13 protein-coding genes are annotated in these 17,139 nt (G+C 66.4%); 9 read left to right on the forward strand and 4 right to left on the reverse strand.

Features of this window, described 5'->3' with window-relative positions:
* A partial coding sequence (locus tag B0T44_RS24415) for an NAD-glutamate dehydrogenase domain-containing protein (RefSeq protein ID WP_139347972.1) occupies positions 1-1,824 on the forward strand: 1,824 nt, incomplete at its 5' end.
* A 386-nt stretch (positions 1,825-2,210) separates the two neighbouring features.
* On the opposite strand, the gene B0T44_RS24420 is transcribed toward B0T44_RS24415, so the two are convergent.
* Positions 2,211-3,275 (reverse strand): SPFH domain-containing protein, encoded by a 1,065-nt coding sequence (locus B0T44_RS24420; RefSeq protein WP_077120591.1) that lies wholly within the window; start codon positions 3,273-3,275, stop codon positions 2,211-2,213.
* Between the two features lie 206 nt (positions 3,276-3,481).
* On the opposite strand from B0T44_RS24420, the gene B0T44_RS24425 reads away from it, so the two are divergent.
* The gene (locus tag B0T44_RS24425; RefSeq protein ID WP_077120593.1) at positions 3,482-5,026 is read left to right on the forward strand and encodes an amino acid permease; all 1,545 of its coding nucleotides are present in this window, start codon (positions 3,482-3,484) and stop codon (positions 5,024-5,026) included.
* A gap of 147 nt (positions 5,027-5,173) precedes the next feature.
* Positions 5,174-7,621 (forward strand): serine/threonine-protein kinase, encoded by a 2,448-nt coding sequence (locus tag B0T44_RS24430; RefSeq protein ID WP_077120595.1) that lies wholly within the window; start codon positions 5,174-5,176, stop codon positions 7,619-7,621.
* Positions 7,622-7,626: 5 nt separating this feature from the next.
* Here the strand turns inward: B0T44_RS24430 and B0T44_RS24435 are convergent, their stop codons facing one another.
* Complete coding sequence (locus B0T44_RS24435) at positions 7,627-7,995, reverse strand: DUF1707 SHOCT-like domain-containing protein (protein ID WP_175648122.1); 369 nt, start codon at positions 7,993-7,995, stop codon at positions 7,627-7,629.
* 143 nt (positions 7,996-8,138) lie between these two features.
* Between B0T44_RS24435 and B0T44_RS24440 the strand changes: the two genes are divergently transcribed.
* The 4 genes from B0T44_RS24440 to B0T44_RS24455 all read left to right on the forward strand — a co-directional run bounded on the left by B0T44_RS24440 (position 8,139) and on the right by B0T44_RS24455 (position 12,719).
* A complete protein-coding gene (locus B0T44_RS24440) occupies positions 8,139-8,438 on the forward strand; it encodes a WhiB family transcriptional regulator (RefSeq protein WP_077120599.1) in 300 nt (99 codons plus the stop codon).
* Between the two features lie 82 nt (positions 8,439-8,520).
* Complete coding sequence (locus B0T44_RS24445) at positions 8,521-9,267, forward strand: MerR family transcriptional regulator (protein WP_077120601.1); 747 nt, start codon at positions 8,521-8,523, stop codon at positions 9,265-9,267.
* A 320-nt stretch (positions 9,268-9,587) separates the two neighbouring features.
* Positions 9,588-10,166: a dihydrofolate reductase family protein gene (locus tag B0T44_RS24450; protein ID WP_077120606.1), complete on the forward strand. Its 579-nt coding sequence runs from the start codon at positions 9,588-9,590 to the stop codon at positions 10,164-10,166.
* A 102-nt stretch (positions 10,167-10,268) separates the two neighbouring features.
* Positions 10,269-12,719 carry an ATP-binding protein gene (locus B0T44_RS24455; RefSeq protein WP_139347973.1) on the forward strand — a complete coding sequence of 817 codons (2,451 nt, stop codon included), beginning with the start codon at positions 10,269-10,271 and terminating at the stop codon, positions 12,717-12,719.
* Here the strand turns inward: B0T44_RS24455 and B0T44_RS24460 are convergent.
* Together B0T44_RS24460 and B0T44_RS24465 are read right to left on the reverse strand one after the other, a co-directional pair.
* Positions 12,704-13,060, reverse strand: coding sequence for a hypothetical protein (locus tag B0T44_RS24460; RefSeq protein WP_077120610.1), 357 nt, complete (start codon positions 13,058-13,060; stop codon positions 12,704-12,706). The genes B0T44_RS24455 and B0T44_RS24460 overlap by 16 nt on opposite strands.
* A gap of 392 nt (positions 13,061-13,452) precedes the next feature.
* Positions 13,453-15,912, reverse strand: a complete 2,460-nt coding sequence (locus tag B0T44_RS24465; protein WP_081512649.1) for a phosphoketolase family protein — start codon at positions 15,910-15,912, stop codon at positions 13,453-13,455.
* A gap of 100 nt (positions 15,913-16,012) precedes the next feature.
* Here B0T44_RS24465 and B0T44_RS24470 point away from each other — a divergent pair, with 100 nt between their 5' ends.
* Positions 16,013-16,585: an FKBP-type peptidyl-prolyl cis-trans isomerase gene (locus B0T44_RS24470; RefSeq protein WP_077120612.1), complete on the forward strand. Its 573-nt coding sequence runs from the start codon at positions 16,013-16,015 to the stop codon at positions 16,583-16,585.
* 299 nt (positions 16,586-16,884) lie between these two features.
* On the forward strand, positions 16,885-17,139 hold a 255-nt coding region (locus B0T44_RS24475), incomplete at its 3' end, for a trigger factor family protein (protein WP_139795346.1).

Raw genomic sequence — 17,139 nt, forward strand, 5'->3', positions numbered from 1 at the left:
GATCCTGATCCGGATGCGGCTCGGTCGTTTCGGGAGCGGCAGCGGTTGTTCGGGTTGCCGCGGTCGTCGTGGGCGGATTATGACGCGGGTGTGATCAGTGCGGGGGGCGGCGTCTACGACCGCACCGCGAAAGCTGTTCCGGTGACTCCCGAAGTGCGCGAAGCCCTCGGCCTGGATCCGAAGGTGCTCCGTCTGTCGCCGCCGGAAATGATTCGCGCCATCCTGACCGCTCCCGTGGATCTGGTGTGGAACGGCGGTATCGGCACCTATATCAAGGCGAGCACCGAAACCAATGCCGAGGTCGGCGACAAATCCAACGACGCCGTCCGCGTCGACGCCATCGACCTACGCGCCAAGGTGGTCGGTGAGGGCGGCAACCTCGGCGCCACCGCGCTCGGCAGGATCGAGTTCAGCAGCAAGGGCGGACGGATCAACACCGACGCGCTGGACAACTCGGCGGGTGTGGACTGCTCCGACCACGAGGTCAATATCAAGGTTCTGCTCGACGCCGTGGTCTCCAGTGGGGAACTCGACCTCGCCGATCGCAATCCGTTGCTGGCGCAGATGACCGATGAGGTGGCCGAGTTGGTGCTGCGGGACAATATCTCGCAGAACTTCCTGATCGGCCTGGCCAGGGCGAGCGCTGCGCAGCAGTGCGCGGTGCACCGTCGCCTGCTGAACGATCTGGAGCAGCGGCGCGGCATAGACCGGGAACTCGAAGCGTTGCCGTCGGATGCGGAGATGCAGCGCCGCGCCGCCGCAGGCAGCGGCCTCACTTCACCGGAACTGGCGACCGTGATCGCGCATGTGAAGCTGTCGCTCAAGGCGGATCTGCTGGCGGGCGACCTGCCGGACAGTTCGTCGTTCGCCGGTGTGCTGCCCGCCTACTTCCCGACACCCCTGCAGGAACGGTTCGCGGCGGCTATCGACAAACACCCGCTGCGGCGGGAGATCGTGGCCACCGTGGTGGTCAACGAGATGGTCGACTACGGCGGCCTGACGTTCGCCTTCCGCCTCGCCGAGGAGATCGGGGCCACCACCGACGACGCCTTGCGCGCCTTCACCGCCGCGGTCGAGATCTTCGGGCTGCGCACGATCTGGGACCGCATCAGGACCACGCCCATGCCGGCGTCCGCCCGCGACGAGCTGGAACTCGAGGCAAGCCGAACCTTGGAACGGGCGGCCCGCTGGCTGCTGCTCAACCGCCCCCAGCCCGTCGCCATCGGCGCCGATATAGCGCGTTACGGCGCGGGCGTGCGGGCACTGGCGGCGCAGGTGCCGTCCTGGCTGCCCGGCTACCTCGCCGAGGATCTGGCGGCCCGCTCCCGCGGTAGTGTCGAGCGTGGTGCCCCCGAGGACCTCGCCGAAGAGGTTTTCCGCCTGATCCACCTGTTCCCGCTGCTCGATGTGCTCGATATCGCGGATATCGCCGAACGTGCCGCCGACGAGATCGCCGTGCTCTACTTCGCCCTCAACGACCACTTCGATATCGAACGCCTCATCAAGGCTGTAGGCGACCTCGAGCACGGCGAACGCTGGCCCACCCTGGCCCGCCTCGCCGTCCGGGACGACCTCTACGAATCCCTGCGCCTGCTCACCCTGGACGTGGCGGCGGCAACCGAACCAGAGGACAGCGTCGAGGAGAAAATCGAGTACTGGCAGTCGACCAACCGCCCGAGGCTGGCCCGCGCCACTGCCTCACTGAACGAGATATTCGCCGTAGGCGCCCTCGACCTGGCAACTCTGTCGGTCGCCGCCAGGCAGGTCCGCAGCCTGGTCGGTAACTCCGAATCGAGTGCCGCAGGCCCAGCCATGACGAACTAACCGCCCACCGAACACCTCCGATGCCCGGACCGGCCCACCACAGCCGGCCCGGGCATCGTGCCTTCGCAACGGATGCATGCGGGCTCTGTTCGCCCCATTTGCATCCAGCCCAGGCGTGAACCCTGAGCCAAACGCCCGTACCTGCACTCACCCAGCCCTGCCCGGTTTGCGGCCCGGCTCGCGTTTCAGCCCTTGCAGCTTGGAGTGCCGGGGCGGACGAACGTCCGACACTCGCTGGGAGCGCCGGGGCGGACGAACGTCCGACACTCGCTGGGAGCGCCGGGGCGGACGAACGTCCGACACTCGCGCATGCGCCGAAGGCGCCAGTCGAGCCACCAGGGAGGCCGCAAACCCGCCGCGACGAAGTCGCGGCCATGAACACAGCCTCAGCTGGCCCGCGCCCCACACGATCCGCAGAACCGTGCGCCTGCCACCAGTTCCGCCCCGCACCCGTGGCAGTGCTTCGGTTGCGCACTTCCCAACCTGGTCCCACATTCCATACAGAACCGCGCCCCCACCGGGTTCGCTGTATGACACTCCCCGCACACCGGTTGTTCTGTTCCGCTCGCCAGCGCTTTGGGCGGTGTTCCCGTCGGGGGAGTGGCCTGCGGAGTGTGTTGCCCGATCGCGTTGATTCCCAGGGCGGCCCCGAGGAACCCTCCTTCGCTTCCGCCGCCGTGTGTGGCCAGCCCTTGTCCGGCTCCTAGGGCGAGTTCTCCTGCTGCGTATTGCCGGAAGTCGCCGGCGAGCCGTATGTAGGTGACGTCTTTGGCCAGTCGTTTGAGCCGGTCGGCGTCTTCGGGGGCGAGGGTGATGTCGAAGTTGCCGAGTCGGGTGGCTCGTAGTCCGTATTCGTAGAGCGCGATGTTGGTCTGCCGTAGTACTGCTGCTTCGATGTGTTCCAGGTGTCCGGACAGCCCGATGACGGGCCATTCTCCGCGAGAGACACCTTGGGTGACAGCGATCTTCATCGCTTTCAGCAACAGCTCGGCACACCATGCTTGGGTTTTGCCGGGGTCGGTGAGGTCGGCAGTGCCGGTCATCGAGGTGATCAGTTGGGTGGCGTCGCGGACGGCCAGCGCGAATTCGCCGAATACCCGCAGCGTTACTACTTGTTCGCTGACCGGATCGGCGATGTCGGCGAGTCGTCCGCCGAACTTGATTCCCGATATTTCCCGGCTGGAGATGAAGTAGAGCTCGGCGCGGTAGAAGTTGCCGCCGGACAGTGAGTCGACGAGTGCGCCGAGGACGGGGAGTTCGTCGGCGTCGATGCGGTGCCGTCCTGGCCCCATGGTGGCGATGACGTGGCCGGATTTGACGAACAGGGCGATCTCGTCGGCGTTGACGATGGCGCGTGAGTATCGGCGGATGTTGAGGTCCGGCCACTTGTAGACGAGTTGATTCTTGTTGCTTTCCGGAACGGCGATGAACTCGCGATCGAACCAGGCCATATGCGCTCCCCATCAAGGTGTACCTGCCGAGCGTACCGCTGAGTGGTGGTTCGGTGGAACCGGCCGAGTGAACGCCGGGCAACGCCCGTAGGCGGCAAAGTTGTTGGTTTCCAGTGAGTTACGGCGGGTACTTACCTATTGAACGTGCCGTTGTTTAGCGGTACATTGCTCGCAGATATGATCGCCGCCACTCGAAAGGCATCACGATGACAACTGTTCGACCTCCCTCGGACGCCGCGCTGGAAGCGCCTGGCGAAGCGCTGCATGCCGAAGACGCTGGCTACCACAAGTCCCTGCGTCCGCGTCAGCTGCAGATGATCGCCATCGGCGGCGCTATCGGCACCGGCCTGTTCCTCGGTGCTGCCAGCCGACTGCGCGACGCCGGTCCCGGGCTCTTCATCGTCTACGCCGTCTGCGGTGTGTTCGTGTTCTTCATCCTGCGGGCGCTCGGTGAGCTGGTCCTGCATCGTCCGTCCTCCGGGTCGTTCGTCTCCTACGCCCGCGAGTTCTACGGCGAGAAACTGGCATTCGGCGTCGGGTGGATGTACTTCTTCCACTGGTGCATGACCGGGATCGTAGATATCACCGCGATCGCGACCTATGTCCATTACTGGGGAGCGTTCGAGGTGGTGCCGCAGTGGGTGATCGCGTTGATCGCCCTGGCACTGGTCGTCAGCATCAACATGGTGTCGGTCAAATGGTTCGGCGAGCTCGAGTTCTGGGCCGCGCTGATCAAGGTCGTCGCGCTGATCACCTTCCTCGTCGTCGGCACCGTCTTCCTGGCAGGCCGCTTCGATATCGAAGGCCAGTCCACCGGTATCAGCCTGATCTCCGACAACGGCGGTCTCTTCCCGACCGGCTTCCTGCCGCTGGTGCTGGTCACCACGGGTGTCGTTTTCGCCTACGCGGCGGTGGAACTGGTCGGCACCGCCGCCGGTGAGGCCGAGAACCCCGAGAAGATCATGCCAAGGGCCATCAACTCGGTCATCGCTCGTATCGCGCTGTTCTATGTCGGTTCACTGGTCCTGCTCGGACTCCTGCTGCCCTACACCGTGTTCAAGGACGGCGAGAGCCCGTTCGTCACTTTCTTCTCCAAGATCGGTATCGACGGCGCCGGCTCGGTGATGAACCTGGTCGTGCTGACCGCCGCGTTCTCCAGCCTGAACGCTGGTCTGTACTCCACCGGCCGTATCCTGCGTTCGATGTCGATGAACGGCTCCGCCCCCACTGTTGCGGGCCGTATGTCGAGCAAGGGCGTCCCTTACGTCGGCATCCTGGCCACCGGTGCGATCGCGCTGGTCGGTGTCGGGCTCAACGCCGTGGTGCCGGACAAGGCGTTCGAGATCGTGCTGAACGTTTCGGCGCTGGGCACCATCTGCTCATGGGCCGCGATCGTGCTCTGCCAGCTGAAGCTGTACAGCTGGGCGAAGAAGGGGCTGGTCGAGCGGCCGTCCTTCCGGCTCATCGGCGCCCCGTACACCAGCTACGCGACGCTGGCCTTCCTGGTGGCCGTGGTGCTGCTGATGCTGTTCAGCGACGAGGCCGAGCAGCGGATGGCGGTGATCGCGATGGCGGTGATCATGGTTCCCGCGCTGGTCGGCGGCTGGTTCATGTGCCGTAAGAAGGTCAACGAGCTGGCGGCGGCACGCAGCGGCTACACCGGGCAGTTCCCGGTGCTGGCCGAGCGGCCTGCAGCCAAAGACCCGGTTCGGGTACTGGACAAGCCGGAAGACAACGACAACGACAACTGAAAACACCCACTTCACCCCCGGGCCTGCACGGTTTCGGGGGTGAAGTCGTTTCCGGTCGTTCCCAGCAACGGGAACAGTGGTCGAGCGCACCGCAGGGTAGGGGATGAGAATAAGTCCTCGGTTCAACAGCGGGTATGAGAGGTCCACATGCCGGAGCACCCCAGCGCGTCCGAATATCCGCTGCGACCCGCCTGGGCGAATCGGCGGATGCGCGGTGCCGAAGCGCCGCCGAGTGGCGGACACCCGTGGTCGACCCGGCGCACCACGCGTGGCCAGATGTCGCAGCGTTTCGTTACGTCCGCGGCGGCGTCCCCGGCGAATGCAGCGGCGGAGCGGGAGACACCCGAGCGCGGCCACACCGGTGCCGAGCTGACTCAGGCTGCCGAACCACCCGACCTGCTCGATCTGGGTGCCCCGGACGACTTCGGGGATTTCGACGACATCGACGGCGAGGCGGTCTCCGGCCGCAACGCCAGATCTCGGCCCAGCGTGCGCAGGCTGGGCGCAGGGTTGGTGGTGCTGCCGCGGGTTAAATCGGCCGATCCGCGGGCTGCGGTGCTGGAAAACCCTGAAGTGCCCGAGCAGAAGCGGTTCTGCTGGAACTGTCAGGACCCGGTCGGCCGGTCGGGTCCCGGCGGCCCCGGCGCGGTCACCGGCGAATGCGGGCGCTGCCGTTCACCGTTCAATTTCCGGCCCGCTCTGCAACCGGGCGAACTGGTCGCCGAGCAATACGAGGTACAGGGCTGTCTGGCCCACGGCGGTCTCGGCTGGATCTACCTGGCTGTCGACCGCAATGTCAGCGACCGCTGGGTGGTGCTGAAGGGACTGCAGAACCCGCAGGATTTCGAGGCCCATGTGGTCGCGTTGGCTGAACGGCAGTTCCTGTCCGAGGTCGACTATCCGGGCGTCGTCAAGATCTACAATTTCGTCAAGCATAGATCTGCCCGTGATATCGCCGACGGCTATATCGTCATGGAGTACGTGGGTGGCCGTTCGCTCAAGACCATGCTCGATCAGGCCGCCCCGGCCCGTATTCCGGTCGCCGAGGCCATCGCCTACACCATGGAGATCCTGCCTGCGCTGGATTATCTGCATTCGTTCGGGCTCGCCTACAACGATCTCAAACCCGACAACATCATGGTCACCGAGGACGAGGTCAAACTCATCGACCTCGGCGCGGTTGCCGCCATGGAGTCCTATGGCAGCATCTACGGTACGCCTGGCTATCAGGCGCCGGAGATCCTGCAGACCGGCCCGACCGTCGTCACCGATATCTACGCAGTCGGCCGCACCCTCGCCGCACTCACCCTCGACCTGGCCAAGGACACCGAGGGCAATTACCGGCGCGATCTGCCCGCTGCAAGCGAAAGCGAACTGCTGCGCCGCTATCCGTACCTCCACCGGCTGCTGGCCCGTGCCACCGATCCGGACCCGGCCCGCCGCTTTCCGTCCGCGTACTCGATGTACTGCCAGCTCGCGGGCGTGCTGCGGATGGTGCTGGCCGCCGACACCGGCCGAGAACATCCCCAGGCCTCGGTCGAATTCGGCTCGCCACGCGAAGATTTCGGTATCGAGACGGTAATCGGGCAGACCGACGGGATGGTCGACGGGATGCATCACCAACCAGGCCTCGAAGCTGCCGCTGTGGTGGCGGCACTGCCGATCCCACTGATCAGCGGCGAGGACCCGAGTGCGGACCTGCTGTCCAGCCTGCTGCACGGCGACGCCCGCCACACCCTCGACGCGCTGTCGCAGACCCATGAGCGGATCGCCGCCGGGACCATCGTCGAACCGGAGACCTTCGAGTTGGAGGGCGCCATGACCGCGATCCGCGCCCATCTCGACCTGGGGGAGTTGGACAAGGCGCGGCAACGGATCTCCCGGCTACGCCCGGCCTACGACTCAGATTGGCGGCTGGAGTGGTTCACCGCTGTCGCGGCGTTGCTCGACGGCAATTACGAGCGTGCCTATTGGCATTTCGACGAGGTGCACACCATGTTGCCCGGCGAGATCGCACCCGCACTGGCCTCGGCGGCCACGGCGGAACTGGTGCTGCAGCGTGCGGAGCCGTCCGGTGATGCCGAGCGCTGGCATCGCGAGGCCACCGATTTCTACCGGCTGGTGTGGCAGACCAACCACGGAATGACCAGCGCAGCGTTCGGCCTGGCTCGCCGGCTCGCAGCCGACGGGCAGATCCACGATGCGGTCGCGGTGCTCGACCAGGTGCCCAACGCCTCGCGTCACCACAATGTCGCGCAGATGACCGGGTGTCTACTGCTGGTCTCGCAGCCCAGCGCCGAGATCACCGAGGTGGATCTGATCGAGACAGCGCACCGGCTCGCGCGCCTTCCCGAGCAACCGCGATCGCTGCAACTGAAGGTCATTGTGGTCGGTGTGGCCCTGGAATGGTTGCGGGTACGCAGGCGTCCTGCATCGACGGATGCGGAGATCCTGGGTTTCCCACTCACCGAACCCGGACTGCGGCGCGGTCTCGAAACCTGTCTGCGGGCGCTTGCTCGCACCGCACCGGAACGGCTGCACCGGTACCGGTTGGTTGATCTGGCGAACAGCGTTCGTCCCTATACCCGGTGGTGAACGAACTAACGCGAACGCTTGATCCACACCACAAGGGCGGCTCCGCCGCCGAGCAGCAGCAGAGCGGCGAGCAGCCACAGCCAGCCTCCGAAGATCAGCGCGGCAACCAGCACGAGCACGGCCCCTGTCGCGCCGAGCAGCACGAAACTGCGGGTGGGATCGAAGCTTTCCAGAGGTGCCGGGGGCGGCGGCGCGCCGGGCAGATCAGCGAACAGCCCGGCGAGCTGCTCGGTGGTGCTCGCGGCAGCGACACCGGCGCTGCGTTCGTCGAACTCGGCGAGGGTCAGCCGCCCGGAGCTCATATGCTCGGCGAGTTCGCGCATCGCCCGCTCGCGCGCCTCGACGCTCACTCGCGTTCCGGGCGTATCAGTCATATCGGAAGAATATGTGGGCGGCACAGGCATCGCCGGTCGCCGATTTTCCAGCGGCGGGAAGGTGGAAGCATCCCCGCGCAGGGTTCCCATACTTGGGGAGAAATTAGGCTGACGTCCACGCAGTCGCACCATGAGGAGTCTCGATGCCCCCCACCGTGATCCAGCGCCACAGTCCGGCAGCGGAAGCCTGGGACTGGCAATTGCGGGGATCGTGCCGCGGGCTGGAGTCGGCGGTGTTCTTCCATCCCGACGGTGAGCGGGGCCGCGCCCGCGCTGCGCGGGTGCGGCGGGCCAAGGAGATCTGCGGCGGCTGCCCGGTGCTCGCACAGTGCCGTAGCTACGCTCTTTCGGTGAGCGAACCCTACGGTGTCTGGGGCGGAATGTCGGAGGACGAACGCCGCAGCGTGGTCCAGCGCCGCGCCTGGCAGTCGGCGGTCGGTTAGTCTCGCCGTAACTGCCGTTACCCAGGACACGTATCCCCTGCGCAGAGCGGTTCGTGGTGCTCGGATGTGGTTTGCTTGAGGTATGGCCGGTGTGGAGTACACGATCGACGAGCTGGCGCGCGCGGCCGGCACGACCGTGCGCAGCCTGCGGGTTTACCACGAGCGGGGAGTGCTGCCCCCGCCACAGGTCAAAGGGCGCACCGGCTTCTACGGGCCGGAACACCTCAATCGGGTGCACACCATCAGCAGGCTGCTGGATCGCGGAATCAAACTGAACGGGATCAAGGAGTTGCTCGCCGCCTGGGATCGCGGTGACGATCTGGGCGATATCCTCGGCGTCAGCCCGATCGGCGTGCCGGAGGGTAATGCGGCTCCCGCTGACGAATCGCCGGTTGACGGCACGATACCGGCGGTCGAGCTCGAACAGCGCTACCGGCAGATACCCAATGGTTTGGCGCGGGTCGTTGCCGCGGGCCTGTACGCGCCGGTCGACGCCTCCACCTACCGGGTCGCCGATCGGCAGCTGATCCGGATCTGCGAGCATCTGGCCGCGGTCGGCCTGCCCGACGACGAGGTGCTCGGCGAATTGGAGAAGCTGCGAGCCGACTGTGACCGCATCGCCCGCCGCTTTGTCGACCTGTTCCATCGCACCGCGTGGCAGGAGTATCAGCGTTCCGAACGTGGTACCACCGATCTGGCGGAGCTCACTGCCCGGCTGGAGCGGGCCAGGGTGGTGCCGGGGCGGGCGAGCGCGGAACTGGTCAACCGGCTCGTCGGCGCATACCTCGACAGTGACAGTGATCTGGGCGAAGTGACGGCCGAGGGCTGAGCCGGGCCGCTTCTCCTGTTTTCCTCTTCCTCTCACCAATAGGTTGATGTGCCGTTATTTATCGGTACAATAGATAGTGATACATGGTCTTCGGTTCGGTGGTTGTCTCCCGGCCGGCACCAGCTCCGGCGCAGCACGAGTGGCGATGGCTGCGCCGGTTCCGGCGGATCCGCCGAGGCCCCTTCGGTCTCGGCGGATCCGTTGTCTCGTCTGCACGTCTCCGCTACCTAGGTAGGTACGCGCCTATCTACCGATGCGTCGTGTCATTGCTCATGGTAAGAATCTCCGCTGTCGCACGAAGCAGCAGATGGGTATGGGTAATGGGAAGCGTGACACTGTGGATGCAGATATCCCTCGATGGCTTCGCGGAAGGTCCGGACGACGAGATCCACTGGCCCGTGGTCGACGAGGAACTGTGCGAATCGTTCCTCGACGAACTCCGGCAGGCCGACCTGTTCCTGTACGGACGCAAAACCTACGAGATCATGGAGTCGTTCTGGCCGACCGCAGACGCTGACCCGGCGATATCGCAGTTCTACATCGATTTCGCTCGATGCTGGAAACGCACCCCGAAGCTGGTGTTCTCCCGGACCCTGCGCTCCGCAGGCTGGAACACCAGGATCGTCGCCGACGACCTGGTCGCCGAAGTCACCGCGCTCAAGGCCGGGACCGACGGCACAATGGTGCTGTTCGGCGGGGCCGAGACCGCCTCCGTTTTCCTGGAACACGATCTGATCGACGAGTACCGGCTGTTCGTGCACCCGATGCTGCTCGGCAGCGGGGTGCCGCTGTTCCGGTCGCCCGTCGATATGACCGGCCTGCACCTGCTCGACGTGATGACCTTCGACAGTGCCGTCGTGCAGATGCACTACCAGCAGGCCGACCGCGCACTGTGCTGAGCCGTCCCGGTGGCGAAACCGGCCGGTAACCCTGCTCATCGGTTCGGGCTGACCTGACGCTTATCGCCCGTTCGTAGCCTGTGTCGGCTAACTTACGTTTCTATGTCCGTCGTATCGTTTCCCGGCACGGAACCTCTTGTAACACCCGGCGGATTCGTCGGCCGCGACCGGGAAATGGAGCGATTGGGTCAGCTGTTGTCCGGTACCGCGCGGCTGATAACGCTGGTCGGGCCGGGTGGTATCGGAAAGACCAGACTGGCCGCCGAGGCGCTGCGCAGCCTCCATCGCGGCGAGCAGCGGCCGGTGTATTGGTCCGGGCTGGCCGATATCGAGCGCGATTCGGACACTGTCGAGCAGGATGTGCTGCGCTCGGTGGGGCGTACCGACGTGACCGATCCATCCACCCTCGACGTGCTGGTGCGCAGTTTCACCGATGGTGCAGGCGCCGACCGGAGCATTCTGGTGCTGGACAACTGTGAGCATGTGCTCGCCGGTGTCGGCCGGGTGGTCACCGCGCTACTCGGCGCCGTGCCCGGCTTGACCATCCTGGCCACCAGCCGCGAACCCATCGGCTGGGTCGATGAATACCTCCTCACTGTGCCACCGTTGCCACCGCGGCACGCGCTCGAGCTGTTCCGGCAGCGTGCCGAACTCACCGGAAGGCCCATCCCGGACGAGCCGGGCGTACTCACCATCGCCGCGCAGATATGCAGGCATGTCGACCACAGTCCGCTGTTCATCCGGTTGGCCGCCGCCCGGCTGCGGCATCGGTCCGCCGCCATGGTGCTGGGTGAACTCACCGGCGACGCCGACGACAAGCGGATGCGCTGGTCCCACAGTGCGCGCTCGGGTATCGACGTCCGGCACCGCGGCGTCTACGACGTACTCGCCTGGTCGTTCGAACTGTGCAGCGAGCCAGAACGCAGGCTGCTCGAACGTATGTCGGTGTTCGCCGCAGGATACGAGACCGACAGTGCGGAGTCGCTGCGCAACGGTATCGACCTCGACGCTGTCGTCGCGGTGTGCGCCGATCCGGTGTTACCTGCCGAACAGGTCGAGCACCTGCTGGAACGACTGGTCGAGCGTTCGCTGGTGGCGACCCACATCACCGAGACCAGGGCGCGCTGGTACCTGGTGGAAAGTGTTCGCGTCTTCGCCTGGGGCCGGTTGCGTCGCCACGATCCGGACCTGGCGTCCCGGCTGGCCGGACGGCACCGCCGCTACTATCGCGACCGCGTGGTCGCCGGCCAGTCGCTGCGGTATGGGCCGCGAGAACAGGCATGGCTGGCTTGGGCGCGCTCGTCCTGGGACAACATCTTGCTCGGTATCGAGCCCGGGCCTGTCGATCCCGGCGAGGCGATGATCGGGCTGGAAACGGCCGGTGTGCTGCTGTCGAGGTGGATTCCGTTCCGGGCCGCCTCCGTGCTCGGCTGGCACGCGCTGTGGCGGGGACGTGGAGGTTATGCCGGACGACTGTTCGACGGCTGTGCCGCCACCGATTACCTGCCCGGCCCGGACCCGAGGCTGTGCCTGCGTGATACCGCCGACTCCGCTAACGGGCTGCCCGCGGCCGTCGAATGGATCTGGGGCCTCGAGCTGATGCTGATCGGCATCGACCCGAGGGCGATCACCGTGCTCGAGCGCGCGAGCCGTAAATTCGCCGCGAGCGGGGACCGGGTCGGCGCGGAACGTAGCGAGGTGCTACTGGCGTTGGCCTCGGCCGTCCTCGGGGACCAGGAGGAGGCGCTGGCGAGCACCGAGCGGTATCTGCTGCGCTCGGAGTCTTCCGGTTCGCCGATGTCGCTCTCCTGGGCACAGATCGCGCGCGCGGTCGCGCTGGCCGAACACGGCCGCGTCGAGGAGGCCATGGAGATGACCCACCTCGTGCTGACCCGCTATGGCGCCGAGGAAGATACCTGGACGACGAATTGGGCGGTCGGCGCACACATCATGGCACTGGCGCGGCTGCTCACCGATCGTGCCCACTCCACGAGGGCGGCAGCCGACCTCGCAGCCGATACCGCCCGGCTGATCGGCGGATACAAGGCAGGCCACCGCTCGGTCGGTATCGAGATCGACGGCATTCCCATGGTGGCGGCCGGATTGCGCCGCGCCGCGGCAGCGGCGTGCGCGGTTATCGGTGAGCAGGCCTACGCCGCGGCCGAGCGGGACGGCGCCGTATTCGAGCCGGAGTCCGGCGAGCTGCCACGCTTCGCGGCGGCGACACCGCCGCCTGCGATAACGGCGACGCCGCGGTCGCAGGCACCACAACTGACCTGCGGGCTGTGGTCTGCGCTGTCCCGGGCCGAACGCGAGGTGGCGGTATTCGCCGCCGCGGGCTGGCCCAACAGCGCGATCGCCGACGAGCGGCACAGTTCGGTGCGTACCGTGGACGCGCAGGTCGCCAGCATCAGACAGAAGCTGATGATCAGCTCACGCAACGATATCGTCCGATATGTGCCCGACGAGCTGGCCGAACGGGTGCGGTGTTACGCATCCGAATGCCGCCGGGGGCGCAGATCTGCGCGCCGGTCCGCTCAGCGGCAGGTGTAGTAGAACGGCCGCGTCTTGCAGATGTTGGTCTGGAACCGGCTGCTGTAGTTCGGGTTCCGGTCGGGGTCGAAGCTGTGCCCCTGGTCGGCGGCGCGACGGTTGCTGTGATCGGGGCCGTTGTTGTTGTCGCGGCCATAGTGGCTGCCGAAGTGCCCGTGGCCGTAGTGGCTGCCGTAGCGGCCGCCGTATCCGTGTCCGTGGTCGTGGCTGCTGTTGCGCTGCGATTCCGCTGCCGCGATCTGGGGGGTGATGGCCGCCGGGACGAACGCCAGCGCGCCGGCCAGTGCGGCGGTGGCGAAGATCTTGCGGGCCAGTCCGTGGGTGCCGTTGGTGATGGTCATCGGAGTCTCCGTTCGTCGAGGGCCGCTGAACGCCGAGGTGGAGACGATGCGCGTCTTCCGCGTTCTATGTACCGCTATATAACGGGACGATACGCGGTGATTCGACGTTTGGCGAGCCATATTCTCATTGCTGGGAAGTTTGTGGCGGAGATCGCCCATCGACTCGATCACGGCAGAAAGGTGTTGTCGACAACCGTTTTCGGCTGCTGAGCGGGTGCAAAGCTCAGCAGGACGCTGCTGCAAAGGGGTATGACCGTGCGGACGTTGCTGGACGTCTTTATCGTCGGGCGGTTCAGGTGCAGCCATTGCGCCGTCGGGTAGCGGCAAGGTCATTGAGCCGCCAGGCAGCGGCAAGGTCGAAGGTCGTTCGGAAGGTGACAGGAGGCGGGCTGTCAGCCCGGCCAGGTCCAGTTCGCGACCTCGGGGATATCGTCGCCGTGCTCACGTGTCCAGGCGCGGGCACGCCAGCGGGCGTCCGACATCTCCTGACGCAGTCCGGCCGCCTGTTCACGTAATGCGGGCACCCGATCGATAACGTCCATGACCAGGTGATACCGGTCCAGGTCGTTGAGCATGACCATATCGAACGGCGTGGTCGTTGTGCCGCGTTCCTTGTAACCACGCACGTGCAGACCGGAGTGATTGGTGCGGCGGTAGGTGAGCCGGTGGATCAGCCACGGGTAGCCGTGGAAGGCGAAGATCACCGGCCGGTCCCGGGTGAACAGCGTGTCGAATTCCCGGTCGTGCAGCCCGTGCGGATGTTCCTCGCGAGGCAGCAGCCGCATCAGGTCGACCACGTTGACCACCCTGACCCGCAGCCACGGCAGCCGTTCGCGCAGGATCGAGGCCGCGGCAAGGGTTTCCAATGTCGGCACGTCACCCGCGCAGGCCAGCACCACATCGGGTGTCGCGGCGGGTTCGTCGTTGTACCCGGCCCACTCCCAGATGCCGATACCGCGCGTGCAATGCACGGCGGCCTCCGGCACCGACAGCCAATCGGCCTGCGGTTGTTTACCCGCCACGACCACGTTGACGTAGTGACGCGAGCGCAGACAGTGATCGAAGGTCGACAGCAGAGTATTCGCGTCCGGCGGCAGATACACCCGCACGATCTCGGGTTTCTTGTTCATCACCACGTCCAGGAACCCGGGGTCCTGATGGGTGAAACCATTGTGGTCCTGCCGCCAGACATGGGATGACAGCAGATAGTTCAGGCTTGCGATCGGCCGCCGCCACGGCACCGCCGCGCTGGCGTCGAGCCATTTGGCGTGCTGATTGAACATCGCGTCCACGATGTGGATGAACGCCTCGTAACAGGTGAACAACCCATGCCTGCCGGTGAGCAGGTAGCCCTCCAGCAGGCCCTGGCACATATGTTCCGACAGCACCTCGATCACCCGGCCGTCGCGATCCAGCCCGACGTCGAATTCGCCGATCTCGGCCTGCCAGTCCCGGCCGGTGACCTGCAAAATATCGTGCAACCGGTTGCTGGCCAGCTCGTCGGGGGCGAAGGTGAGGAAATTGTGCCGATTGCGCGCGGTGACCTCGCGCAGCCAGCCGCCGAGTACACGGGTGGCCTCATGGTGACTCGCCCCGGGCGCGGTCACCTCGACCCCGAAATCCCGCCAATCCGGCAGCCGCAGATCACGCACCAGCACCCCGCCATTGCTCACCGGGTTGGCGCTCATCCGCCGCTCGCCCCGCGGAACCAGGTCCAGGAGCTCTGACACCGGCCTCCCTGCCTCATCGAACAGCTCCTCCGGCCGGTAGGACTTCAACCACTGTTCCAGCACCGCGCGATGACCGGCATCCTGGCGGGCGGCGGGCAGCGGGACCTGATGCGCACGGAAAGTGCCTTCCACCGGGTCGCCGTCCACCTCCGGCGGGCAGGTCCAGCCTTTGGGGGTGCGCAGCACGATCATCGGCCAATGCGGACGTGTGCTCTCGCCGCCGCCGCGGGCGGCGCGCTGGATCTGAGCGATCCGCTCCAGGCAGGAGTCCATGGCGCCGGCGAGTTGCTGATGCACCGCCGCCGGGTCGTCGCCTGCCACCGTGATCGGCTCGTACCCGTAGCCGCGCAGCAGCGATTCGAGCTCGGTTTCCGGGATACGGGCCAGCAATGTGGGGTTGGCGATCTTGTATTCGTTGAGCGCCAGAATCGGCAGCACCGCGCCGTCTCGGGCCGGGTTGAGGAATTTGTTCCCGTGCCAACTGGTCGCCAGCGGGCCCGTCTCGGCCTCCCCGTCGCCCACCACGCAGAACACCGTCAGATCCGGGTTGTCCAATGCCGCGCCGAACGCGTGCAACAGCGAATAACCCAGCTCACCGCCTTCGTGGAAGGAACCGGGAGTCTCCGGCGCGCAGTGACTCGGCACGCCCCCCGGAAAGGAGAACTGCGCGAACAGCGTGCGCATACCGTCGATATCGCGCGGTATATGGCTGTAGAGCTCGGAGTAGGTGCCCTCCAGCCAGGCGCACGCGTTCGGGCCCGGCCCGCCGTGACCGGGGCCGGCGACGAACACCGCGTGCAGATCGCGGGCGATGATCGCCCGATTGGCGTGCACCCACGCCAGGTTGAGGCCGGGGACGGTACCGAAATGGCCGAGTAGCCGCGGTTTGATGTGCTCGGGTGCCAGCGGCTCGCGCATCAGCGGATTGGCCAGCAGATAGATCTGCCCGACCGACAGGTAGTTCGCGGCGCGCCACCAGGCGTCCATGAGCGCCATCTCGTCGCGGTCCATCGGCCCCGGCCGATCGGCCAGCACATAGGGGCGCGGAGCCACCGAGGCGCCGCCGCGGCTGCCGACATTGTCGGCCGAGGTATCGCCGCCGGAACTCGCCAACTGCGTCATACGCCGACTCTCCTCACGTTCGGGTCTACCGCCGGGTGGAGAATTCCCCTCAGGCTACCGGGCATTCGCGGGTATCCGGCGGTGGTTTAGGGTGCGCCGCATGCACACACTCGGCAGGATCTGCGCCGTCACCGCCGTGGCGGCGGCCGCCTTCGGCCTCACGGCCTGTGGTTCGGAAGAAACCGAGACCACCACCAGCACCGCCACCACCTCGGCCTCGGCTCAGCTGGGTCAGGCCGCCGCAACCAGGACGGCCGGGCGCGAATGCACTGCCGCCGATATCGATGTCACCGGCGGTTTCGGCGAAGCGCCGACCATCACCATTCCCGAAGACTGCGACCCGCCGAGCGAACTGATCGTCGAGGACCTCGTTGCGGGTTCCGGTCCCGGCGCGCAGGCCGGCCAGCAGCTGACCATGAACTATTCGCTGGTCACCTGGTCGGACAAGCAGAAACTGGACAGCTCCTTCGACCGGGGCGAACCCTTCGAGCTGATCCTCGGCGCGGGCATGGTCATCCCGGGCTGGGAGCAGGGCCTGGAAGGCGTCCAGCAGGGCGCGCGGCGGCTGCTGATCATCCCGCCCGAGCTCGGTTACGGTGCCGGCGGCAACGGGGTGAAACCGAACGAGACGCTGGTCTTCGTCACCGACGCTGTCGAGGTCCCGCAGAACTGAACACGGCGTCCCCGACGGCCGGGGACGACACCGCGCCGAGCCGCAGGAGCACCGAGCACCGGTCGCCGGGCGCGAGCTTTGCCCCCACGCTGACGGCGGCTCCTTACGGGTGACCGGCGTGCAGCCGGTGGCGGCCGGTCAACTACGCTGGTCGGGATGCGTATCACACCGGTGTGTGGGCGCTCGCCGTCCAGGCCGCCGAACCGGTGCGCCCGCGGGCTCGTACCGCACCCCCTGACCAGCGCAAGAACAACCACACCCCAACCTGAGCACAACCGACGAGAACAAGGAGCATGTCCGTGAAGAGCACCGTCGAGCAGCTGAGCCCGACCCGGGTCCGGATCAATGTCGAGGTGCCCTTCGAGGAGCTGAAGCCGGACTTCGATCGCGCCTACAAGGCCCTGGCCAACCAGGTGCGCATCCCCGGCTTCCGTCCGGGCAAGGCGCCGGCCAAGCTGCTCGAGGCGCGCCTGGGTCGTGGCGCGATTCTGGAGCAGGTCGTCAACGACGCGCTGCCCGGCCGCTACAGCGAGGCCGTCACCACCTCCGAGGTC

Source organism: Nocardia donostiensis (assembly GCF_002081715.1).
GTDB lineage: Bacteria > Actinomycetota > Actinomycetes > Mycobacteriales > Mycobacteriaceae > Nocardia > Nocardia donostiensis.